This is a genomic window from Sphingomonas trueperi (genome assembly GCF_011927635.1).
Classification (GTDB): domain Bacteria; phylum Pseudomonadota; class Alphaproteobacteria; order Sphingomonadales; family Sphingomonadaceae; genus Sphingomonas; species Sphingomonas trueperi.
Map to the genome: position 1 here is coordinate 122,968 of NZ_JAATJB010000010.1, position 19,635 is coordinate 142,602.

Here is a 19,635-nt window from a genome sequence, read left to right on the forward strand (position 1 = left end):
GCCCGGCACGGGGCAGGGGCGGGCATCAACCGCGTGCGTCCTTGGCGATCGCGTCCAGAATGCCGTTCACGAACCCCTTTTCACGGCGATCGTAAAAGGCGTCGGTGACATCCAGATATTCGCTGATCACCGCCGCGGTCGGCACGTCGGCGCGGGCGAGCAGCTCATAGGTGCCGGCGCGCAGGATCTGGCGCATCGGCTTGTCGAGCCGCTCCAGCGTCCAGCCGGTGCTCAGCTTGGCGGCGATGATGCCGTCGATCTCCTCGCGGCGGGCGTCGGCGCCGCTGACGATGTCGTCGAAAAAGGCGATGTCGGCGTCGGCATATTCGACGTCCTCGATGATCGCGCCGAGCCGGTGCTGGTGGAACTCGTGCAGCAGCGCCGGGATCGAGGTGCCCTCCATCTCGCGCTGGTACAGCGCCTGGACGGCACCGAGGCGCGCGGCGGCGCGGGCCTTGGAACGGGAGCGTGCTTGCGGACTGGCCATATTCTTACTCTATCACTTTAGACGGATCGCGACCGACTTCGCGTGCGCGGGCAGGCCTTCGGCTTCTGCGAGCGCGACCGCGGCGGGGCCGATCGCGGCGAGCCCGGACGGATCCAGGCTCAGGAACGAGGTGCGCTTCATGAAATCGAGCACCGACAGGCCCGATGCGAAGCGCGCGCGCCGCCCGGTGGGCAGCACATGGTTGGGGCCGGCGACATAATCGCCGACGGCTTCGGGCGTATAGCGGCCGAGGAACACCGATCCGGCATGGCGGACCATGTCGAACAGCGGCTCGGCATCGTCGCAGGCGAGTTCGAGATGCTCGGGCGCGAGGCGATCGACCAGCGGCATCGCGGTGGGCAGGTCGGGCACCAGGATGATCGCGCCGTTCGCGTCCCAGCTGGTACGTGCGGTGGCGCCGGTCGCCAGCGTCGCGATCTGCGCGTCGACCGCCGCCGCGACCTTGTCGGCAAAGGCGGCATCGTCGGTGAACAGGATCGACTGGCTGGTGGGGTCGTGCTCGGCCTGGCTGAGCAGGTCGGCGGCGATCCATTGGGGATCGTTCTTGCCGTCGGCCACCACGACGATTTCGGACGGGCCCGCGACCATGTCGATGCCGACCACGCCGTAGAGCTGGCGCTTGGCCTCCGCCACCCAGGCATTGCCCGGCCCGGTGACGACGTCGACCGGCGCGATCGTCTCGGTGCCATAGGCCAGTGCGGCCACCGCCTGCGCACCGCCCACGCGGTACAGCTCGTCGACGCCCGCGACATGCGCGGCGGCGAGGACCAGCGGGTTCACCTCGCCGTTGGGCGTCGGCGTGACCATCACCAGCCGGCGCACGCCCGCCGCCTTGGCGGGAATCGCGTTCATCAGCACCGAGCTGGGATAGGCCGCGCGGCCGCCGGGGACATAGACGCCCGCTGCATCGACCGGCGTCCAGCGCGCGCCGAGGCGGATGCCCTGCGCGTCGGTTTCGTCGCGATCCTCGGGGCGCTGCTTCGAATGATAGACCGCGATCCGCTCGGCGGCGAGTTCGAGTGCGTCGCGCAGCTCGGGTGTCAGCCCCTCATAGGCGGCGAGGCAGTCGGCGCGGTCGATCGTCCAGCCCGAGCGGTCCAGATCGTGCTTGTCGAACAGCCGGGTCAGGTCGCGCAGCGCGACATCGCCTTCGTCGCGGACGCGCTTGATGATGTGGGTGACGTTGCGCGCGACATCGTCGTCCGCTTCGCGGCGGGCGTTGACCAACGCGGTGAAGGCTTGCGTGAAACCGGCGTCGGTGGAGTTCAGGCGGATCATGCCACGGCCTTTCGGAAGCCGTCGACCAGCGGCACGACTTCGCTCGCGCGCGTCTTGAACGCGGCGCGGTTGACGATCAGGCGGCTGGTCACCTCGGCGATCACTTCCACCTCGACCAGTCCGTTTTCCTTCAGCGTGCGGCCCGAGGAGACGAGGTCGACGATGCGCGGGGCGAGCCCCAGCACCGGCGCCAGCTCCATCGCGCCGTTGAGCTTGACGCACTCGGCCTGCACCCCGCGCGCCTCGAAATGGGCGCGGGTGATGTGCGGATATTTGGTCGCGACGCGGACATGGCTCCAGCCGCGCGGATCGTCCTGTTCGGCGAGCGCCACCGGCTCGGCGACCGAGATGCGGCAATGGCCGATGCCCAGGTCGACCGGCGCGTAGAGCTCCGAATAGTCGAACTCGGCGAGCACGTCCGAACCCACGATCCCCAGATGCGCGGCGCCGTGCGCGACGAAGGTCGCCACGTCGAAGGCGCGCACCCGGATCAGGTCGATCGCCGGGTTGTTGGTCGCGAAACGCAGCGCGCGCGAGTTCTTATCGGAAAAGGCGGCTTCGGGCACGATGCCGACCGCCGCCAGCAGCGGCAGCGCCTCTTCGAGAATCCGGCCTTTCGGCACGGCAAGGATCAACGGCTCGGTCATGGGTGCGGGGGCTTTACTTGGGGGCGGCCATGGGCGCAACACGCGCCAAAGGGGAAGCGCATGGCGTCCGAAGCAGAGAACCGCAAGAGTTTTGCCATCCAGGCCGACTATTGTACGGCGATGGATGCGCCGATCACCGCGCGCATCTGTACCGCGCTGGGGCAGGGGATCAGCCGAAGCAGCGAGACGGGGCGGCGGGTGCTCGACTGGCCGGGCGAGCCGGTGGCCGACGCGCTGGTGCTGCGGCTGGTGGGCGGGCTGCATGCGCTGCATCGGCGCGGCGTGATCGAGCTGCGGCGCATCTTCACGGGCGAGGAGACCGATATTGGCCGGATGGCCACGGCGCTCGATGCGGTGCTCTGCGCCTATGACCTGCCGCTGATGCCCTGGCTCTACGGCCCGCCCCAGACCAACGAGGCGGCGCGTTCGAACGGGTTGATGACCGGGCTGCTGCATCTGGCGGCGCGCTATGGCCCGCGTTTCGAACTGCTCGAGATCGGGTCGAGCGCCGGGCTGAACCTGATGCTGGGGCGCTACCGCTTCGATCTGGGCGGGGTGGCGGCCGGCCCGGCCGAGTCGCCGCTGGTGCTGCGGCCCGAATGGCGGGGCAGCCCGCCGCCCGCGGTGCCGGTGGCGATCGTCTCCGCCCGCGGCGTCGACATCGCCCCGCTCGACCTGACCGACGACCGCGATGCCGATCGGCTGCAGGCCTATGTCTGGGTCGATGCGGTGGCGCGGCAGGCGCGGCTGGACACCGGAATCGCGATGCTGCGCGCCGATCCGGTGCGGCTGGAGCGCGGCGATGCCGCCGATTGGCTCGAAGCCCGTCTCGCCGAGCCGCAGCCGGCGGGCGTCACCCGGGTGCTGATGCACTCGGTCGTCTGGCAATATCTGCGGCCCGAGGCGCAGGCGCGCATCGCCGCGAGGATGGAGGCAGCCGGCGCCGCCGCGACGCCCGAGCGCCCGCTCGGCTGGGTGATGATGGAGCCCAATCGCGACCTCGCCGCGCAGGAGGTGCGGGTGCGCGGCTGGCCCGGCGACACGCCGATGGAACTGGTCGCGCGGACGCATGCGCACGGCGCCTGGGTCGAGGGGCTCGCGCCGCCCTATGACACCACGCCTTATGTGATGCGGGTCGCCTGACGGCCGCGCTGGCGGCCCTCCCACGCACTGCCGGCAGACGGCACCGTCGCCCTTGCGGGAGCAACGCGTTGCTCCTGCTCGTCTTTCACCGTTGAGCGCGAATTTTCATCCCTGCATCATTGACAGTTTTGCCGTTTTGTCGGACTTAAAAGATCGAAGCCGCGTCTGTCGCGGTGATCTGTGTCCGCTGCAGCGATCGGGAAAGCCCGAGCCGGTGGACGTCGAAAGGGGAGGACGGCATGACTCGCAAACCGATTCTGTTGATGGGCGTGGCCCTGATGGCGCTCGCCGGTGCCGCGCCGGCATGGGCACAATCCGACGCAAATTCCGGCGAGACGCCGCAAACGCCCAGCGCGCAGAGCAGCGCGACCGAGGAGGAGATCCTCGTCACCGGCATCCGCGCCAGCCTTGCCTCGGCACGCGAGTTTAAGCGCAACTCGGATTCGATCCTCGACGCCATCGTCGCCGAGGATATCGGTAAGTTGCCGGACAATAATGCTTCCGAGAGCCTTGCGCGACTGCCGGGCGTGCAGGTCAGCCGCTATGCGGACGAAGCTTCGGGCATCCTGATCCGCGGCCTGCCGGACGTCGGGACCTCGTTCAACGGGCGCGAGATCTTCACCGCCGAGAACCGCACCGTGCAGGTGCATGATTTCCCCGCCGGCGCGCTCGCGGCGCTGGAAGTGTACAAGTCGGCCACCGCCGATCTGATCGAGCCGGGCCTGGCCGGGCTGGTCAACGTCCGATCGCGCCGTCCGTTCGACTTCAAGGGGCTGGAGATCGCCGGCGCGATCCGCGCTTCCTACAACGACCAGTCGAAGAAGACGAACCCGAACGGCAATCTGCTGATCAGCAACCGCTGGAACACGCCGATCGGCGAGATGGGGGCGCTGGTCAACGTCGCCTATAACCGCTTCTACTATAACAACGCGATCCGCTACACCAATGGCGGCGTCGATCCGGTGGCGAACAGCAAGGCGACGCTGCCCGCGGGCGAGGCCGCCGATTTCCGCCTGCCGTACAGCGTCGGCCTCTATTATCCGCGCGGGCTGCGCGAGCGCCCGTCGGTCAACGGCTCGCTCCAGTGGAAGCCGGCGCACAATCTCGAAATCTATGCCGACGGCCTGTGGCAGGCGTTCCGCAACCAGGGTTCGACCGAGAGCTTCGACGTGTCGCTGCTGCGCGCCGCGCCGAAGAACGCCGCGGGCGTCGAAGTGCCCCCGACCCTGTCGAACATCGTCCGCGTGCCCGGTGAGCCCAACAAGCTGGTCAGCGTGAGCAAGACCGGCGGCTATCCGGCGGAGATGTTCCGTTCGACCAGCCGCGACTTCACCAACACCTACCAGGCCGCCGCGGGCTTCGTCTGGAACACCGGCCGCGCGGTGATCTCGAGCGACTTCGCCTACACCTTCTCGGAATATGGCGCCAACGAACGCAGCCTCGATTCGCAGACCGCTTCGGCGCCGCCGGTCAACGTGATCTTCGAGAAGGAGAAATCCTCCTGGTTCGATCTCGGCAATTACGACATGACCAACCCCGCCAACTATGTATGGCGCGGCTATTATGAGCGCGAATATTATGTCAGCGGCGCCGGCATCCAGTGGCGCGGCGATGTCGCGCTGGACACCGAGATCGGCTGGCTGCCCAAGATCAAGTTCGGCCTGCGCGCAACCGACCGCGACGCGAAGCGTCGACAGGGCAACCGCTACGCCTATACGCCGACGCTGAACATCCCGTTCGCCAGCCTGCCGACCGGCAGCCTGGAGCAGGTGCAGGACGGCTTCCGCGGCGACGGCCCCCCGTTCCGCAACTGGCTGATGCCGTCCTATGACGCGATCCAGGGCAATGCCGAGGCGCTGCGCCAGCTCTCCTATGCGTCGCTCCAGAAGATCGTCGCCGCCAACCCGAACGACCAGGGCTACAAGGACGCGCTGCAGCAGTTCAGCACCCAGGCGATCCCGATGGATCCCTATGGCGGCTTCTACGCCAAGGAATCGAGCTACGCCGCCTATGCCTCGGCCGGCTATGCCTTCGATGTCGGCATCCCGATCGACGGCAGCGTCGGCGTGCGCATCGTCAACACCGATGGCCGCTATGTCGGCACCTCCAAGGTGACCGCGGTGGACGGCACCGTCTCGGCGGTCACCGACACCAATCGCCAGAACTATGTCGACGTGCTGCCGAGCTTCGGGCTGCGCGCCAAGCTGGCGCAGGGGCTGCAGGCGCGCCTGGGCTTCACCATGACGCGTACCCGGCCCGGCTTCGGCCAGCTCAACCCCGCGTTCAGCCTCAACCGCAACACCGATGCCGGATCGGGCGGTAACGCCTCGCGCTACGCCTTTTTCGGCTCGGGCGGCAACCCGGACCTGAAGCCGCTGACCTCGAAGAATTACGACGCGACGATCGAATATTATTTCGGGCGGAACGGTGCGGTGAGCGGTGCGGTATTCTATCGCGATCTCAAGGGCTTCATCAGCAACTACACCCGCGACGTCAACGATCCGGTCTATGGCTTGATCCAGATCAGCCGGCCGGAGAACGCCGGCACCGGCAAGATCAAGGGCTTCGAGCTTTCGGCGCAGAGCTTCTTCGACTTCCTGCCGGGCTGGCTGAGCGGCTTCGGCGCGCAGGCGAACCTCACCTATGTCGACGCCAAGAACCAGCTGCCGGCGGCACTCGGCACGGCGCAGCCCATGGTCTCGCTCACCGGCCTGTCGAAATGGTCCTACAACCTCAGCGGCTTCTACGAGCGCGAAAAGATATCGCTGCGCCTGTCGTACAATTATCGCAGCTCCTATATCGATTTCTACAGTCGAAATTCGAACGATCAGCAATATACCGGCCAGAGCGTGCGGCCGATATCGCGGCTGGATTTCTCGGGATCGTACACGCCGATCGAGAACATCACGTTGACGGCCGAAGTCAACAATATCCTGGCGCAGCCGTTCAGCAACTATCGCTACTTCAACGAGACGCAGTACTACCCGATCGATACGCGCTACGAAGGGCGCTACTACAGCGTCGGCGTGCGCTTCCGTTTCTGAGACCCGGGCTTCCGGTTCCTTCCCCCCTGCGCCCGGCTTCGACCGGGCGTTTTTTTAAGGAGAGGCCCGGCTTCGACCGGCGGCTTTATTGCGCCGGCCGGGCGGCCAGCCATTCGAGCAGCGCGCTCGTCACCTCCTCGGGTTTTTCCCAGGGGGCGAAATGGCCAGCGTCGCGGATCTGGACGATCCGATAGTCGGGGATCAGCGTCTCCAGCCCGTCGAGCAGGCAGGGCAGCAGCCCGCGATCGCGCATACCCCAGATCACCAGCGTGGGCTGCGGCTGGAGCGGGAAGGGGCCGTCGATCCAGCTCGGGCGCGGCGGATCCTCGTCCATCGCCGGCACCACGATCTGGGTGGCGCGGTACCAGTTGAGCATCGCGGTGAGCGCGCCCGGCTGGCTCCATTGTTCGAGATAGATCGCCTGTTCCTCGCGCGGCACGGTGACCTGGAGATGCTCGCCGAACAGCGAGAGCAGGAACTGCTCGAGCCCCGTCTTGTCCGGCGCGCGATCGAGCTCGGTCTCGCGGAAGAAGCGGATATACTGGCTCGCGCGGCGCTGGCCGGGATCGTCGAACAGCTTGCGCTGGAAGACCTGTGGATGCGGCGCGTTGACGATCGCCAGCCGGGCGACGCGCTTGGGCTCGCGCAGTGCCGCCATCCACGCGATCGCGCCGCCCCAGTCGTGCCCGACCAGCGTGAATCGATCGACCACCAGCGCATCGGCAAGCGCGAACACGTCCGCCGCGATCCTGTCCGCGGCATAGGCCTCGACGCCGTCGGGCTTGGAAGAGTTGGCATAGCCGCGCTGGTCCGGCGCGATCACGAAATAGCGCTCGGCCAGCGCCGGAATCTGGTGCCGCCAGGTGCGGTGCGACTCGGGGAAACCATGGAGCAGAATGATGGGCGGGTTGGCGGGGTCCCCCGCCAGCGCGACGTTGAGCGTAACGCCCGTCGCCAGCGGCAGGCTGGTCTGTCGAATTCCGGTCACGCGGCTCTCCCTGTTCCTGGACGGCACCGCCTCCGTGCCGTCCAGTCTTTCTGCCCCGGCCCTAGATGCGCCGGTTGGACGAAAGCCGCAAGTGAAGGAAAACTAGGGGTAACTTACCGTCTTAGGAACTTCGGGAATGGGGATGAATTCCTTGTCGTCATTGGGCACCTTGGGGAAGGCGCCGGCCTTCCAGTCCTCCTTGGCCTGGTTGATCCGATCGCGGTTGGAGCTGACGAAGTTCCACCAGACGTGGCGCGGCGTCTTGAACGCCTCGCCGCCGCAGAACATCACCCGCGCGCCGCGTTCGGAGCGCAGCGTCGCGCGGACGCCGGGGCGCAGCAGGTACAGCGTCATCGGCAGCAGCGGCATGCCGTCGAGGCTGGCATCGCCCATCGCGACATAAAGCGCGCGCTCGTCCGCCACCGCGTCGATCGGGATGCTCGCGCCGCCATCGAGGACGACGTCGCCATAGATGGTCTGGGCATAGGTGGTGGTCGGTGCCGAAGCACCCCAGAGCTCGCCCATGATCACGCGCGCGCGGGCGCCGTGCGCCTCGACGATCGGCAGCTCGGCGGCCGCGACATGCTCGAAGGCGGGGTTCATTTCCTCCACCGCTTCCGGCAGCGCGAGCCAGGTCTGGATGCCGGAGAGCTCGGGGCCCTTCTCGCGCTCGGCGGAGGGCGAGCGCTCCGAATGGACGATGCCGTGGCCGGCGGTCATCAGGTTCACCGCACCGGGCTCGATCGTGGCATAGGTGCCGAGCGAGTCGCGATGGTCGAGCGCGCCGGCGAACAGATAGGTGACGGTGGCGAGGTTGATGTGCGGGTGCGGGCGCACGTCGATGCCGGTGCCGACGTCGAGGATCGCGGGGCCCATCTGGTCGAAGAAGATGAACGGCCCCACCATGGTGCGCGGCCGCGAGGGGAGGGTGCGATGCACCTTGAAGCCGCCCAGGTCGTGCGTGGTCGGCTCGATCGTCTGGATCACCAGGTCGTCGCGCATCGTTCGTCTCCGTGTTTGCTGATGCCGGGATAGCCGCTCGCGGCGGCGAGGCCCAGCCAAACCAGCGGATAGGATCGGGAACACAGCGTTTCCGATGCGGCCGGTACAGCTTGTTACAACTCGATCGTTGTAATTGCGAATCGTTCGCGTTATCGCATCGGCCCGACTTCAGCCGAGATTCCCGACCGCCCAATGCACGCCCCGTCTCCTCCCGTCGCGCCCCGCAAGCGCAGCCGCAAGAGCTTCTGGCTCAAGCAGCTCCATACCTGGCACTGGATGAGCTCGGCGATCAGCCTGATCGGGCTGCTGCTGTTCGCAATCACCGGCTTCACGCTCAACCACGCGGCGGACATCGAAGGCGCGCCGCAGACGGTGGACCGTGCGGCGCAGCTGCCGGCGGCGCTGCTGCCGCTGGTTAAGCCCGACGACAAGCCCGACGCCAAGCAGCCGCTGCCTGCGCCAGTCGCGGGCTGGCTGCGCACCAACCTGCAGATGCCGGCGGAAGGTGTCGCCGAATGGTCGGCAGACGAAATCTATCTCGCCCAGCCGCGCCCGGGCGGTGACGGCTGGATCGCGATCGAGCGCAACACCGGCAAGGTGACGAGCGAGATCAGCTCGCGCGGCTGGATCGCCTATCTCAACGATCTCCATAAAGGCCGCAACGCCGGCACCGCGTGGAAATGGTTCATCGACGTGTTTGCCTTTGCCTGCCTGGTGTTCACGCTGACCGGGCTGGTGCTGCTGTGGATGCATTCCAAGCATCGCAAGAGCACCTGGCCGCTGGTCGCCGCCGGCCTCGCCATTCCCGCGCTGATCGCGCTGTTCCTGATACACTAAAGGGGGTTTCATGCAGTTTCGCCTGACCGGACTCACTACGGCCGCGCTCGGCGCCGGCGCGCTGCTGCCGAACGCGGCGGCGGCGCAGACGATGGACCTGTCGATCGAGCTGCCGCGGATGCGGGTGGCCGAATATCACAAGCCGTACGTCGCGGTGTGGCTGGAGAAGGAGGGGCAGCCGGCCCGAACCCTCTCCGTCTGGTACGATGTCGACAAGCGCGGCGGCGAAGGCACCAAATGGCTCCACGACGTGCGCCAATGGTGGCGTGCCTCGGGCCGCACGATGAGCTTCCCTGCAGACGGCATCAGCGGCGCCACCCGCGCGCCGGGCGTGCAGAAGCAGCGGCTCGTCGCCGGCAAGGGCGGCATGCCGGCGCTCACGCCGGGCCAGTATACGCTGGTGGTGGAAGCGGCGCGCGAAGTCGGCGGCCGCGAGGTCGTGCGCCTGCCCTTCGCCTGGAACGGCAGCAGCGCCACCGCCACTGCCAAGGGCGCCAGCGAACTCGGTGCCGTTTCGTTCACGCTCAAGCGTTAAACCGGGGGGATCCAGATCATGAAGTTCCGCAAGCCGCTTTTCGCCCTCGCCGCCGTCACCGCGCTCGCCGCGCCGGCCGCGATCGCCCACCGCATGTGGCTGCTGCCGTCGTCGACGGTCGTCTCCGGCACCGACAACTGGGTGACCGTCGATGCCGCGGTGTCGAACGACCTGTTCTATTTCGACCATCGCCCGATGGGCGCGATCCCGACGATCACCCAGCCCGACGGCACCGAGGGCAAGGCCGAGCACCACAATGTCGGCCAGTTCCGCGCGACTTTCGACGTGCACCTCACCCAGCAGGGCACCTATCGGATCGCGGTGGTCAACCAGGGCGTGTTCGGCCGCTACACGCTGAACGGCGAGACCAAGATGCTCCCGCGCGGCACGACCAAGGCGCAGCTCGCCACCGCGATCCCGGCGGGCGCCACCGACGTGCAGACCAGCGAGATGCTCGCCCGCAACGAGATCTTCGTGACGCAGGGCGCGCCGACCAACACCGTGTTCAAGCCGACCGGCGAGGGCATCGAGCTGGTGCCGGTGACGCACCCCAACGATCTCGTCGCCAATGAGCCCGCGACCTTCCAGTTCCTGCTCGACGGCAAGCCCGCCTCGGGCCTCTATGTCACCACCATCCTCGGCGGCGGCCGCTATCGCAATGCGCCCAAGCAGATGGAGCAGCGCACCGATGCGTCGGGCAAGGTGACGATCCAGTGGCCGGAAGCGGGCATGTACTGGATCAACGTCACGCCCAACGCGCCGCGGCCCGAGGGTGAAGGCGAGGGCCCGCGTCCGCCGGCCCAGGCCCAGGCTCAGGCGGGGGCGCCGCATCCGGCCCAGGGCGGATCGCAGGGCATGCGGGGCGTTCCCTCCGGCCGCCGCGTCAGCTACACGACCACGCTGGAGGTACTGGCACCCTGATCATCGACGCGCGTATTGCCGTTCCCGAAAGCCTGTCGCCGGCGGCGTTCCACCGGCGGCGACCGGCTGCGCCCGTCGCAACCTTTGGCGGCGCGACGATGGGCACCACCTGGCGGCTGGTCGTCGTCGACCCGCCCGAGGACATCCGCGAAACCGTCCAGGCGGTGCTGATGCGGATGATCGGCGAGTTCAGCCATTGGGAGCCGGGCTCGCGCGTCGGCCGGTTCAACCGCGGCATGCTCGGCCATTGGCAGCCGCTTTCGCCCGAGGGGGTGCGCGTGCTGGAGGCGGCGCTGTCGGTCCATGCGGCGAGCGGCGGCGCCTTCGATCCGGCTTCGGGCGTGCTCGCCGACCTGTGGGGCTTCGGCCCCGCCGGCCCGCGCGACGACGTGCCGAGCGCCTACGCGATCGGCGAGGCCAGGGTCATGTCGGGTGCGCGTCACCTCGAGTTCGATTCCGAGCAGCGCCGCATCCGCCGGCGCGAAGCGGTGCAGATCGACCTTTCCGGCATCGCCAAGGGCTTTGCGGTGGATGCCGTGGCCGAGCGGCTGCTCGCGCTGGGCATCGAGGACTTCCTGATCGAGATCGGCGGCGAGCTGCGCGGCGAGGGGATCAAGCCCGACGGCCAGCCCTGGTGGGTCGAGCTGGAGCCGGTGCCGGACAGCACGCTCGCCCCGCTCCGCGTCGCGCTGCATGGCCTGTCGGTCGCGACCTCGGGCGACTATCGCCGCTTCTTCGAGCAGGGCGGGCGCCGCTATGCGCACAGCATCGATCCTCGGACCGGCTGGCCGATCGACAACCAGGTCGTCTCGGTCTCGGTGCTGCACCGCGAGGCGATGCTGGCCGATGCCTGGGCGACCGCGCTCACGGTGCTGGGCCCTGCGGGCATGACGCTCGCCGAGCAGCAGGGGCTGGCAGCGCATATGGTGACGCGAGAGGGTGAGGCGTTCTCGGAACGCATCTCCGCCAGGTTGCAGGCGATGCTGGGCTGATTGCACCAAAGGACGCCGCCAGCGATGGCCGCGCTTCCTTGACATCTGCCCCATGCGGCGCATGTGGGAGACATGGCGCAGGACAACCCTCTCGACCGGCTTCGCGACGTGCTCGCGGGCACCGCGCGCGCGCTTTCGGGTGCCGACGAACTCGAATTCGGCTTCACCGCTGACGCGCCGTTCCAGAGCGGCAAGACGATCAAGGTGCCGATGCCCTCGCGCACGCTGCCGCCCGAGCAGATCGCCGAGGCGCGCGGCTTTGCCGACGGTTTCGCGCTGCGCATGCGCCACCATGACGCCAACCTCCACGGCCGCACCGCGCCGCGCGAGCCGGTCGCGCGCGCCGTATACGACGCGATCGAGACCGCGCGGGTGGAGGCGCTGGGCTCGCGCGGCTATGCCGGCATCGCCGACAATCTGGAGCAGGCGCTGGCGATGCGGCTGCGCTCGGACCCGATCGGCCGTGCCCGCACCCGCGAGGAAGTACCGCTGTCCACCGCGCTCGGCCTGATGGTGCGCGAGCGGCTGACCGGCCGCGAATCGCCGTCGAGCGCCGCGCTCGGCCTGGCGCTGGTGCGCGACTGGATCGAGGAGAAGGCGGGATCGGATCTCGACGCGATGGCGATGGCGATCGACGACCAGAATGCCTTTGCCGCGCTTGCCGCCAAGCTGCTCCAGGATCTCGAGCTGACCGAAGGCGAGATGGTCCCCGACGAAGCCGATGAAGGCGGCGGCGAGGAGGAGGGCCAGGAAGAACAGCAGGAACAGGGCGAAGAAGAAGGCGAGTCCCAGCAGCAGCAGGGCGAGGGCCAGACCGAGGCGCGCGGCGAGCAGCGCGAGTCCGAACAGGGCGAGGAAGGCGACCAGGAGCAGCAGTCCGAAGGCATGGACGATGGCGATGGCGAGCCGGGCGACGACGGTGACGAGGGTATGATGCCCGTCCGCCCCAATCGCCCGTGGAGCGACCTGCCGCCGAGCTTCGAATATCGCGCCTATACCACCCAGTTCGACGAAGTCGTGGCGGCGACCGACCTGTGCGACACCGACGAGCTGGAGCGGCTGCGCTCGTACCTCGACCAGCAGCTCGTGCATCTGCAGGGCGCGGTGACCAAGCTCGCAAACCGGCTGCAGCGCCGCCTGATGGCGCAGCAGAGCCGCAGCTGGGACTTCGACCAGGACGAGGGCCTGCTCGATGCGGCGCGTCTGGCGCGGGTGGTGGTGAACCCGATGCAGTCGCTCAGCTACAAGATCGAGCGCGATACCGAGTTCAAGGACACGGTGGTGACGCTGCTGATCGACAATTCGGGCTCGATGCGCGGGCGGCCGATCTCGATCGCGGCGATCAGCGCCGACATCCTGGCGCGCACGCTGGAGCGCGTCGGCGTGAAGACCGAAGTGCTCGGCTTCACCACCCGCGCCTGGAAGGGTGGCCAGTCGCGCGAAAAATGGCTGGGCGAGGGGCGCATCGCGCAGCCGGGCCGGCTCAACGATCTCCGCCACATCATCTACAAGCAGGCCGACGAGCCATGGCGCCGCGCCAAAAAGTCGCTCGGGCTGATGATGCGCGAGGGGCTGCTCAAGGAGAATATCGACGGTGAGGCGCTGCTCTGGGCGCATGGCCGGCTGATCGCGCGGCCCGAGGACCGCAAGATCCTGATGGTGATCTCGGACGGCGCGCCGGTGGACGATTCGACGCTGTCGGTGAACTCGGGCTCGTACCTGGAACGGCATCTGCGCCAGGTGATCGGCTGGATCGAGGCGCGCTCGCCGGTGGAGCTGGCGGCGATCGGCATCGGCCATGACGTGACCCGCTATTACAGCCGCGCGGTGACGATCATGGATGCCGAGCAGCTGGCCGGCACGATGGTCGAGCAGCTGGCGGCGCTGTTCGACACCGAGTAACGCGGTGGCGCGGGAGATCATCGCCCCGCCGGGAGGCTTTCACGGGCCGGTCAAGCGCTCGATCACCATCGCGGGGCACCCCACGTCGATCAGCCTCGAGCCGATCTTCTGGGCCGCGCTGGAGACGGCGGCGGCGGACGCCGCGCTGCCGCTCAGTGCGCTGGTCGCGGCGATCGACCACGCGCGGATCAGCGCCGACGATCCCCCCAACCTTGCCAGCGCGATCCGGACATGGCTGATGGCGGCAACGCGAACTTAGCCTATCCTCCCCCGGGGAGGGGAGAATAGGTCCGATTACGCCCGGCCGACAACGCTCTCCGGCAGGTCCTTGCCGAACACGCGCTGGTAATATTCCGCCACCTGCGCCCGCTCGGCATCGTCGCACTTGTTGAGGAAGGAGAGGCGGAAGGCGAAGCCCACGTCGCCGAAGATCAGCGCGTTCTGCGCCCAGGTGATCACGGTACGCGGGCTCATCACCGTCGAGATGTCGCCGTTGATGAAGCCGCGGCGGGTGAGCTCGGCCACGCGGACCATGTTCTCCACCGTCTCCTTGCCGCCCGGCTTGTCATATTCGCCGGACTTGGCGAGCACGATCCGCGCCTCGGTGGCCGCCGGCAGATAGTTGAGCGTGACGACGATGTTCCAGCGGTCCATCTGGCCCTGGTTGATCTGCTGGGTGCCGTGATACAGGCCGCTGGTGTCGCCCAGGCCCACCGTGTTGGCGGTGGCGAACAGGCGGAACCAGGGGCTCGGGCGGATCACCCGGTTCTGATCGAGCAGGGTCAGCTTGCCCTCGGTCTCCAGCACGCGCTGGATCACGAACATCACGTCCGGGCGGCCCGCATCATATTCGTCGAACACGAGCGCGGTCGGGGTCTGCAGCGCCCAGGGCAGCAGGCCTTCGCGGAACTCGGTGATCTGCTGCCCGTCCTTGAGCACGATCGCGTCGCGGCCGATCAGGTCGATGCGGCTGATATGCGCGTCGAGGTTGATGCGGATGCACGGCCAGTTGAGCCGCGCCGCCACCTGCTCGATATGGCTCGACTTGCCAGTGCCGTGATAGCCCTGGATCATCACGCGGCGATTGTGCGCGAAGCCGGCCAGCACCGCGAGGGTGGTATCCGGATCGAACACATAGGCGGGGTCCAGATCGGGCACGCGCTCGTCCGCCTCGCTGAACGCGGGGACTTCCATGTCGATGTCGATCCCGAACAGGTCGCGCACCTTCACCATCTTGTCGGGCGCGTCGAGGATCGTGGAGTCCCGGCTGTCGGGCAGGGTGTTGGGGATGTCGGCCATATCAAATCCTTCAGTCGCACCGGACCTAGTGGCTTGTTTGCCGCACTGCAACCGCATGTCCGAAGGGGAGGGATCAGGCGCCGATCTTGGGCGGCAGCAGGAACAGCGTGGCGAAGTCGGCGGCGCGGGCGGTGTCGCCCTCCACTTCGAACCGCCCCTCGGCCAGCGCTATGGCAAGCGGCATGACGCCGAACAGCACCGGCAGGAAGTCGTTGGGCTCGCCGACGAACACCGCCTCCGTATCGGCAAGCGTGCCGCGGTCGATCGCCAGCGCGCCATCGCCCACGGTCACGCGATAGGTCTCCTCGCCCAGCCGGAAGCCGATCCGGCCCGCCCAGCCCGCCGCCTTGTCCGGCAGCAGCAGCATGCGCAGCGCCAGCATCAGCGAGACGCGCGAGAAGGGAAGCGCGGGATCGTGCCGGGGCGAGCGCAGCGCCCAGCGGCCCATCGCCAGTACCACCGGCTCTGCCTCATATCCCCAAGGGGTCAGCGCATAGACCTGGACGCTGGCCGGGGGCGGCAGCTTCTCGCGCACGAGGATCCCGTCCGCCTCCAGCCCCTGTAGCCGCTGGGTGAGCACATTGGCGCTGAGCCCCGGCAGCCCGGCGCGGATCTCGCCGAAACGGCGGGGACCCAGCAGCAACTCACGGATGATCAGCAGCGCCCAGCGCTCGCCGACGAACTCGAGGGCGAGGGCGGTGCCGCAGGCATCGTCATAGCGGCGTTTGGGGTTGGTTATATTTTCTAACTTCACGGTTGTTTTTTAGGATCGAAGAAGGCACGAATCAAGCAGGACGCGAATCGAAGCAGCGTCGAAGGAGAGAAAATCATGCCGAACGCCGTGTTCGTGAACCTGCCCGTGGCCGATGTGCCGCGCGCGACCGCCTTCTACGAAGCGATCGGCTGCACGAAGAACGAACAGTTCAGCGGCCCGACCGCGAGCGCGATGGTCCTGTCCGAGACGCTGACCTTCATGCTGCTCCACCGCGACTTCTTCCAGACCTTCACCCCGCGTACCGTCGCCGATGCGACCGCCACGACCGAGGTGCTGATCGCGCTGCCGCTCGACGATCGCGCCGCGGTCGATGCGCTGGTGGAGAAGGCGGCGGCGGCGGGCGGCACGGGCGACATCCGGCCGGTGCAGGACATGGGCTTCATGTACGGCCGCAGCTTCACCGATCCCGACGGCCATATCTTCGAGCCGTTCCACATGGACATGGCCGCCGCCGCCGCAGCGATGGCGCAAGCGGAGCCGGCCTGAGCCATGGCGCAGAAGATCGTCCCCTGCCTCTGGTTCGACGGCGCCGCCGAGGAAGCCGCGCGCTTCTACACCTCGCTGCTGCCGGACAGCCGCATCGACAAGGTGGTGCGCGCGCCCACCGCCTATCAGGCGGGCGAGGCGGGCGCGGTGCTGGTGGTGGAGTTTACCCTGGCGGGCTTGCACTACATCGCGCTCAACGCGGGGCCGCAGGCGCGCTTCAATGATGCGGTGTCGTTCCAGATTCACACCGAGGACCAGGCCGAAACCGATCGGCTGTGGGAAGCGATCACCGCCGATGGCGGGACCGAGCGCGATTGCAGCTGGTGCGAGGACCGCTGGGGCCTGCGCTGGCAGATCGTGCCCCGCCGCCTGGTGGAGTTGATGGGCGACCCGGACCAGGCGCGCGCGGCCCGCGCGATGCAAGCGATGATGACGATGCGCAAGATCGACATCGCCGCCCTGGAAGCGGCGGTCGAACCCGCCTGAGCTACAGAGGAGAACCGCAATGTCCTTCCAAGCCTATTTGGACAACATCCAAGCCAAGACCGGTCGCAGCCCCGACGATTTCCGCGACTATGCCGCCGAGAAGGGCTGGGCCGATGCGGCAGGCCTGCGCGCCGGGGTGAAGGCGGGGACGATCGTCGCCGATCTCAAGGCGCAGTTCGGGCTGGGGCACGGCCACGCCATGGCGATCGTCGCGCTGCTCAAGGGCGCCAAGCGCGAAGGCGACGCCTGAACCAGAGGAGAGAACGCCATGCCTGTTATTGCTGAAAGTCCCGTTGAGATCGTCACCCTGGACTGGGTGCCGGACTTTGCGCGCGGTCATGTCCGCGACTTCCGCGTCCGCTGGGCGCTGGAGGAGGCCGGGATCGGCTACCGCACCGCTCCGATCAGCACGGTGGATCGGCCGGCGGACTATTTCGCCGAACAGCCCTTTGGCCAGGTGCCCGCCTATCGCGAAGGCGCGGTGCGCATGTTCGAATCGGGCGCGATCGTGCTCCACATTGCCGAGCGCTCTGAAGTCCTGCTGCCGCGCGATGCCGTTGGCCGGGCGCGGGCGCTCAGCTGGGCGGTCGCGGCGCTCAACAGCGTCGAACCGATGCTGATGGAACTCGCCACGGTCGACAGGTTCGCACAGGGCGAGGCCTGGGCGCAGCTTCGCCGCCCCGGCCTTGTGGCGGATGTCGACACGCGGCTCGGTCATCTGGCCGCGGCGCTGGGGACGCGGGAGTATCTGGAAGGGCGCTTCACCGCCGGGGATCTGCTGATGGCCTCGGCGCTGCGCATGCTCGACCATACCGACATGCTCGCCGCGCATCCGGCGCTCGCTGCGTACCAGCGGCGCTGTCTCGCGCGACCGGCGTTCGTCGCCGCGATTGCAGCGCAGCTCGAGGAATTGCGGACGGAGATGCCCGAACCCGCCTGAAGGAGCGTGAGCATGACCTATGTCGACGGATATGTACTGCCGGTGCCGGAGGCGAACCGCGCCGCCTATACCGAGCTTGCCCAGCGGACCGGCGAGAAGCTGCGCGCGCTGGGCGCGACGCATGTCGTGGAATGCTGGGGTCAGGACGTGCCCCATGGGACGGCTACCGATTTCTATCGCGCGACCAACGCCGAAGCGGGAGAGACGGTGGTTTTCTCCTGGGTCGTCTGGCCGGACAAGGTGGCACGCGACAAGGGTTGGGCGGCAATGATGGCCGACCCGGAAATGGATGGGCTGGCGATGCCGTTCGACACCAAGCGAATGTTCTGGGGCGGCTTCGAGCCCATCGTCGAGATCGCCCAAGGCTGAGGACAGGGAGCCGAACATGACCAACCGGCAGGGCGAGATCATCTGGTACGAACTGATGACCAGCGATGCAGATCGGGCGGCGGCCTTTTATGACGCGGTTGTCGGCTGGCAGGTCGGCGCGCCGCCGCCCGGCGGGCCTGACTATCGCATGATCGTCGCGCCCGACGGCAATGCGGGCGGCATGCTCCAGCTGGACGCGGCCATGCTGCAGGCCGGCGCGAGCCCCACCTGGCTCGCCTATTTCGGGGTCGACGATGTCGATGCGAGCGTCGCGGGCATCGTCGCCGCGGGCGGGAAGGTGCTGGTACCCGCGTGGGATGCGGCTGGCGTGGGCCGGATCGCGATGGTCACCGATCCCCAGGGCGTGCCCTTCTACGTGATGCGCGGCGCGACCGAGGGCGCGACGAGCAGCGTCTACCAGCGGCACGGGCTCGGCCATGTCGGCTGGAACGAATTGCTGGCGCCGGATGCCGAGGCGGCGCTCGGCTTCTATCATCGCCAGTTCGGCCTCACCCGGATGGGCGGGATGCCGATGGGCGAGATGGGGGAGTATAGCTTCATCGGCCATGACGGCGGTGCGCCGATCGGCGCGATCATGCCGTGCCCGCCAGAGGCGAAGCCGGGCTGGGGCTTCTACTTCCGGGTCGACGATGTCGATGCGGCGAGAGGCCGGGTCGAGGCGGCGGGGGGAATGGTGGTAATGGCGCCGATGGACGTGCCCGGTGGCGAGCGCGCGCTGCAGGCGGTGGATCCCGACGGTACGGTCTTCGGGCTGGTCAGCGGGGTCGAAGCGTAGCGGCTACGCGCCGCGCCAGCAGCGTGGTGGAGGGGACATCCCCGCGCGCCCAAACTCAAGCGAAGGCCGCCGACCCCTTCAGCTGCTGATACGCCGCGATCACCCGCTGCAGCCGCGCCTCGTGGCTGCGGTCGCCGCCGTTGCGGTCGGGGTGGAACCTGCGCACCAGTTCCGAATAGCGCTTGCGCAGCGCCGTGCGATCGCAGTCGATCGCCAGGTCGAGCACCTTGAGCGCGTCGCGGTCGGCGCCCGATAGCGGCCGGCCGTCCTTGCGCTCGCCGCGATCCTTCATCCTGTCGCGGAAGCGCGCGCCGATCGCGTCGAGCGGGTCGGCGAAGTCGGCCCAGCGCGGCGGGATGTCGGGATTGGCGCTGAACGCGCGCGTCTCGCGCTCCCAGCCGGCGATCGGGCGCTGCGCCTCGTGGATTTCGTCGGGGCTCATCCCCGCGAAGAAATTGTAGCCGGAGTTGAACGCGCGGACATGGTCGAGGCACAGCCAGCGGAACGGCGGCGGCCCGTCGAAGCCGCTGCGCGCGCCTTCCAGCGGCGGCGCGCGGAATTCGCCGGGGGCGCTGCAGCCCGGCTCTGCGCACAGTCTTCCCTCCGCTTCCATGCGACCATGGAAACGGGCATTCGGACGATCCTTTTTCGGCGGACGGCTAGCCACGCGACTCCCTCGAGCAAACC

22 protein-coding genes are annotated in these 19,635 nt (G+C 68.1%); 14 read left to right on the top strand and 8 right to left on the bottom strand.

Annotation, left to right across the window (positions count from 1 at the left end; all coding sequences use genetic code 11):
• Nucleotides 1-25: 25 nt before the first annotated feature.
• Genes nusB through hisG form a run of 3 tightly spaced genes read right to left on the bottom strand, consistent with a single transcriptional unit; the run spans nucleotide 26 to nucleotide 2,433 of the window.
• Nucleotides 26-487 (bottom strand): transcription antitermination factor NusB, encoded by a 462-nt coding sequence (gene nusB / locus GGR89_RS15320; protein ID WP_121073911.1) that lies wholly within the window; start codon nucleotides 485-487, stop codon nucleotides 26-28.
• A 12-nt stretch (nucleotides 488-499) separates the two neighbouring features.
• Nucleotides 500-1,786: a histidinol dehydrogenase gene (gene hisD / locus GGR89_RS15325; protein WP_125972263.1), complete on the bottom strand. Its 1,287-nt coding sequence runs from the start codon at nucleotides 1,784-1,786 to the stop codon at nucleotides 500-502.
• On the bottom strand, nucleotides 1,783-2,433 hold the full coding sequence (hisG, locus tag GGR89_RS15330) for an ATP phosphoribosyltransferase (RefSeq protein ID WP_064310984.1): 651 nt from the start codon (nucleotides 2,431-2,433) through the stop codon (nucleotides 1,783-1,785). The genes hisD and hisG overlap by 4 nt, the downstream gene beginning before the upstream one ends.
• Nucleotides 2,434-2,493: 60 nt before the next feature.
• On the opposite strand from hisG, the gene GGR89_RS15335 reads away from it, so the two are divergent.
• Nucleotides 2,494-3,576, top strand: coding sequence for a DUF2332 domain-containing protein (locus GGR89_RS15335; protein ID WP_125972265.1), 1,083 nt, complete (start codon nucleotides 2,494-2,496; stop codon nucleotides 3,574-3,576).
• 239 nt (nucleotides 3,577-3,815) lie between these two features.
• Entirely contained in the window at nucleotides 3,816-6,620 is a 2,805-nt protein-coding gene (locus GGR89_RS15340; RefSeq protein WP_125972267.1) for a TonB-dependent receptor, read from the top strand.
• A gap of 85 nt (nucleotides 6,621-6,705) precedes the next feature.
• Here GGR89_RS15340 and GGR89_RS15345 read toward each other — a convergent pair whose 3' ends face one another.
• On the bottom strand, nucleotides 6,706-7,608 hold the full coding sequence (locus GGR89_RS15345) for an alpha/beta fold hydrolase (protein ID WP_125972269.1): 903 nt from the start codon (nucleotides 7,606-7,608) through the stop codon (nucleotides 6,706-6,708).
• 102 nt (nucleotides 7,609-7,710) lie between these two features.
• A complete protein-coding gene (locus GGR89_RS15350) occupies nucleotides 7,711-8,610 on the bottom strand; it encodes a pirin family protein (RefSeq protein WP_125972271.1) in 900 nt (299 codons plus the stop codon).
• A 192-nt stretch (nucleotides 8,611-8,802) separates the two neighbouring features.
• On the opposite strand from GGR89_RS15350, the gene GGR89_RS15355 reads away from it, so the two are divergent.
• The 6 genes from GGR89_RS15355 (at nucleotide 8,803) to GGR89_RS15380 (ending at nucleotide 14,056) form a co-directional block, all read left to right on the top strand.
• Nucleotides 8,803-9,447: a PepSY-associated TM helix domain-containing protein gene (locus tag GGR89_RS15355; protein ID WP_125972273.1), complete on the top strand. Its 645-nt coding sequence runs from the start codon at nucleotides 8,803-8,805 to the stop codon at nucleotides 9,445-9,447.
• 10 nt (nucleotides 9,448-9,457) lie between these two features.
• Entirely contained in the window at nucleotides 9,458-9,982 is a 525-nt protein-coding gene (locus GGR89_RS15360) for a DUF2271 domain-containing protein (protein ID WP_125972275.1), read from the top strand.
• An 18-nt stretch (nucleotides 9,983-10,000) separates the two neighbouring features.
• Nucleotides 10,001-10,903: a DUF4198 domain-containing protein gene (locus GGR89_RS15365; RefSeq protein WP_125972277.1), complete on the top strand. Its 903-nt coding sequence runs from the start codon at nucleotides 10,001-10,003 to the stop codon at nucleotides 10,901-10,903.
• Nucleotides 10,904-11,001: 98 nt separating this feature from the next.
• Nucleotides 11,002-11,895: an FAD:protein FMN transferase gene (locus GGR89_RS15370; protein ID WP_125972279.1), complete on the top strand. Its 894-nt coding sequence runs from the start codon at nucleotides 11,002-11,004 to the stop codon at nucleotides 11,893-11,895.
• 72 nt (nucleotides 11,896-11,967) lie between these two features.
• On the top strand, nucleotides 11,968-13,797 hold the full coding sequence (cobT, locus tag GGR89_RS15375) for a cobaltochelatase subunit CobT (RefSeq protein ID WP_125972281.1): 1,830 nt from the start codon (nucleotides 11,968-11,970) through the stop codon (nucleotides 13,795-13,797).
• A 4-nt stretch (nucleotides 13,798-13,801) separates the two neighbouring features.
• Nucleotides 13,802-14,056 carry a ribbon-helix-helix domain-containing protein gene (locus GGR89_RS15380; protein ID WP_125972283.1) on the top strand — a complete coding sequence of 85 codons (255 nt, stop codon included), beginning with the start codon at nucleotides 13,802-13,804 and terminating at the stop codon, nucleotides 14,054-14,056.
• Nucleotides 14,057-14,091: 35 nt separating this feature from the next.
• Here GGR89_RS15380 and cobS read toward each other — a convergent pair whose 3' ends face one another.
• Together cobS and GGR89_RS15390 are read right to left on the bottom strand one after the other, a co-directional pair.
• Nucleotides 14,092-15,096, bottom strand: a complete 1,005-nt coding sequence (gene cobS / locus GGR89_RS15385) for a cobaltochelatase subunit CobS (protein ID WP_125972285.1) — start codon at nucleotides 15,094-15,096, stop codon at nucleotides 14,092-14,094.
• Between the two features lie 73 nt (nucleotides 15,097-15,169).
• The gene (locus GGR89_RS15390) at nucleotides 15,170-15,850 is read right to left on the bottom strand and encodes a winged helix-turn-helix transcriptional regulator (RefSeq protein WP_125972287.1); all 681 of its coding nucleotides are present in this window, start codon (nucleotides 15,848-15,850) and stop codon (nucleotides 15,170-15,172) included.
• A 75-nt stretch (nucleotides 15,851-15,925) separates the two neighbouring features.
• Here GGR89_RS15390 and GGR89_RS15395 point away from each other — a divergent pair, with 75 nt between their 5' ends.
• The 6 genes from GGR89_RS15395 to GGR89_RS15420 are packed head-to-tail and all read left to right on the top strand — an operon-like array spanning nucleotide 15,926 to nucleotide 18,948.
• On the top strand, nucleotides 15,926-16,357 hold the full coding sequence (locus GGR89_RS15395) for a VOC family protein (protein ID WP_125972289.1): 432 nt from the start codon (nucleotides 15,926-15,928) through the stop codon (nucleotides 16,355-16,357).
• A gap of 3 nt (nucleotides 16,358-16,360) precedes the next feature.
• Nucleotides 16,361-16,843 (top strand): VOC family protein, encoded by a 483-nt coding sequence (locus GGR89_RS15400; RefSeq protein WP_125972291.1) that lies wholly within the window; start codon nucleotides 16,361-16,363, stop codon nucleotides 16,841-16,843.
• 19 nt (nucleotides 16,844-16,862) lie between these two features.
• Nucleotides 16,863-17,093 (top strand): DUF4287 domain-containing protein, encoded by a 231-nt coding sequence (locus GGR89_RS15405; RefSeq protein ID WP_125972293.1) that lies wholly within the window; start codon nucleotides 16,863-16,865, stop codon nucleotides 17,091-17,093.
• 18 nt (nucleotides 17,094-17,111) lie between these two features.
• A complete protein-coding gene (locus GGR89_RS15410) occupies nucleotides 17,112-17,783 on the top strand; it encodes a glutathione S-transferase family protein (RefSeq protein WP_125972295.1) in 672 nt (223 codons plus the stop codon).
• Between the two features lie 12 nt (nucleotides 17,784-17,795).
• Nucleotides 17,796-18,152 (top strand): DUF1428 domain-containing protein, encoded by a 357-nt coding sequence (locus GGR89_RS15415; RefSeq protein ID WP_125972297.1) that lies wholly within the window; start codon nucleotides 17,796-17,798, stop codon nucleotides 18,150-18,152.
• A gap of 16 nt (nucleotides 18,153-18,168) precedes the next feature.
• Complete coding sequence (locus tag GGR89_RS15420) at nucleotides 18,169-18,948, top strand: VOC family protein (protein ID WP_125972299.1); 780 nt, start codon at nucleotides 18,169-18,171, stop codon at nucleotides 18,946-18,948.
• A gap of 55 nt (nucleotides 18,949-19,003) precedes the next feature.
• Here GGR89_RS15420 and GGR89_RS15425 read toward each other — a convergent pair whose 3' ends face one another.
• Entirely contained in the window at nucleotides 19,004-19,561 is a 558-nt protein-coding gene (locus GGR89_RS15425) for a J domain-containing protein (RefSeq protein ID WP_125972547.1), read from the bottom strand.
• Between the last annotated feature and the right edge of the window lie 74 nt (nucleotides 19,562-19,635).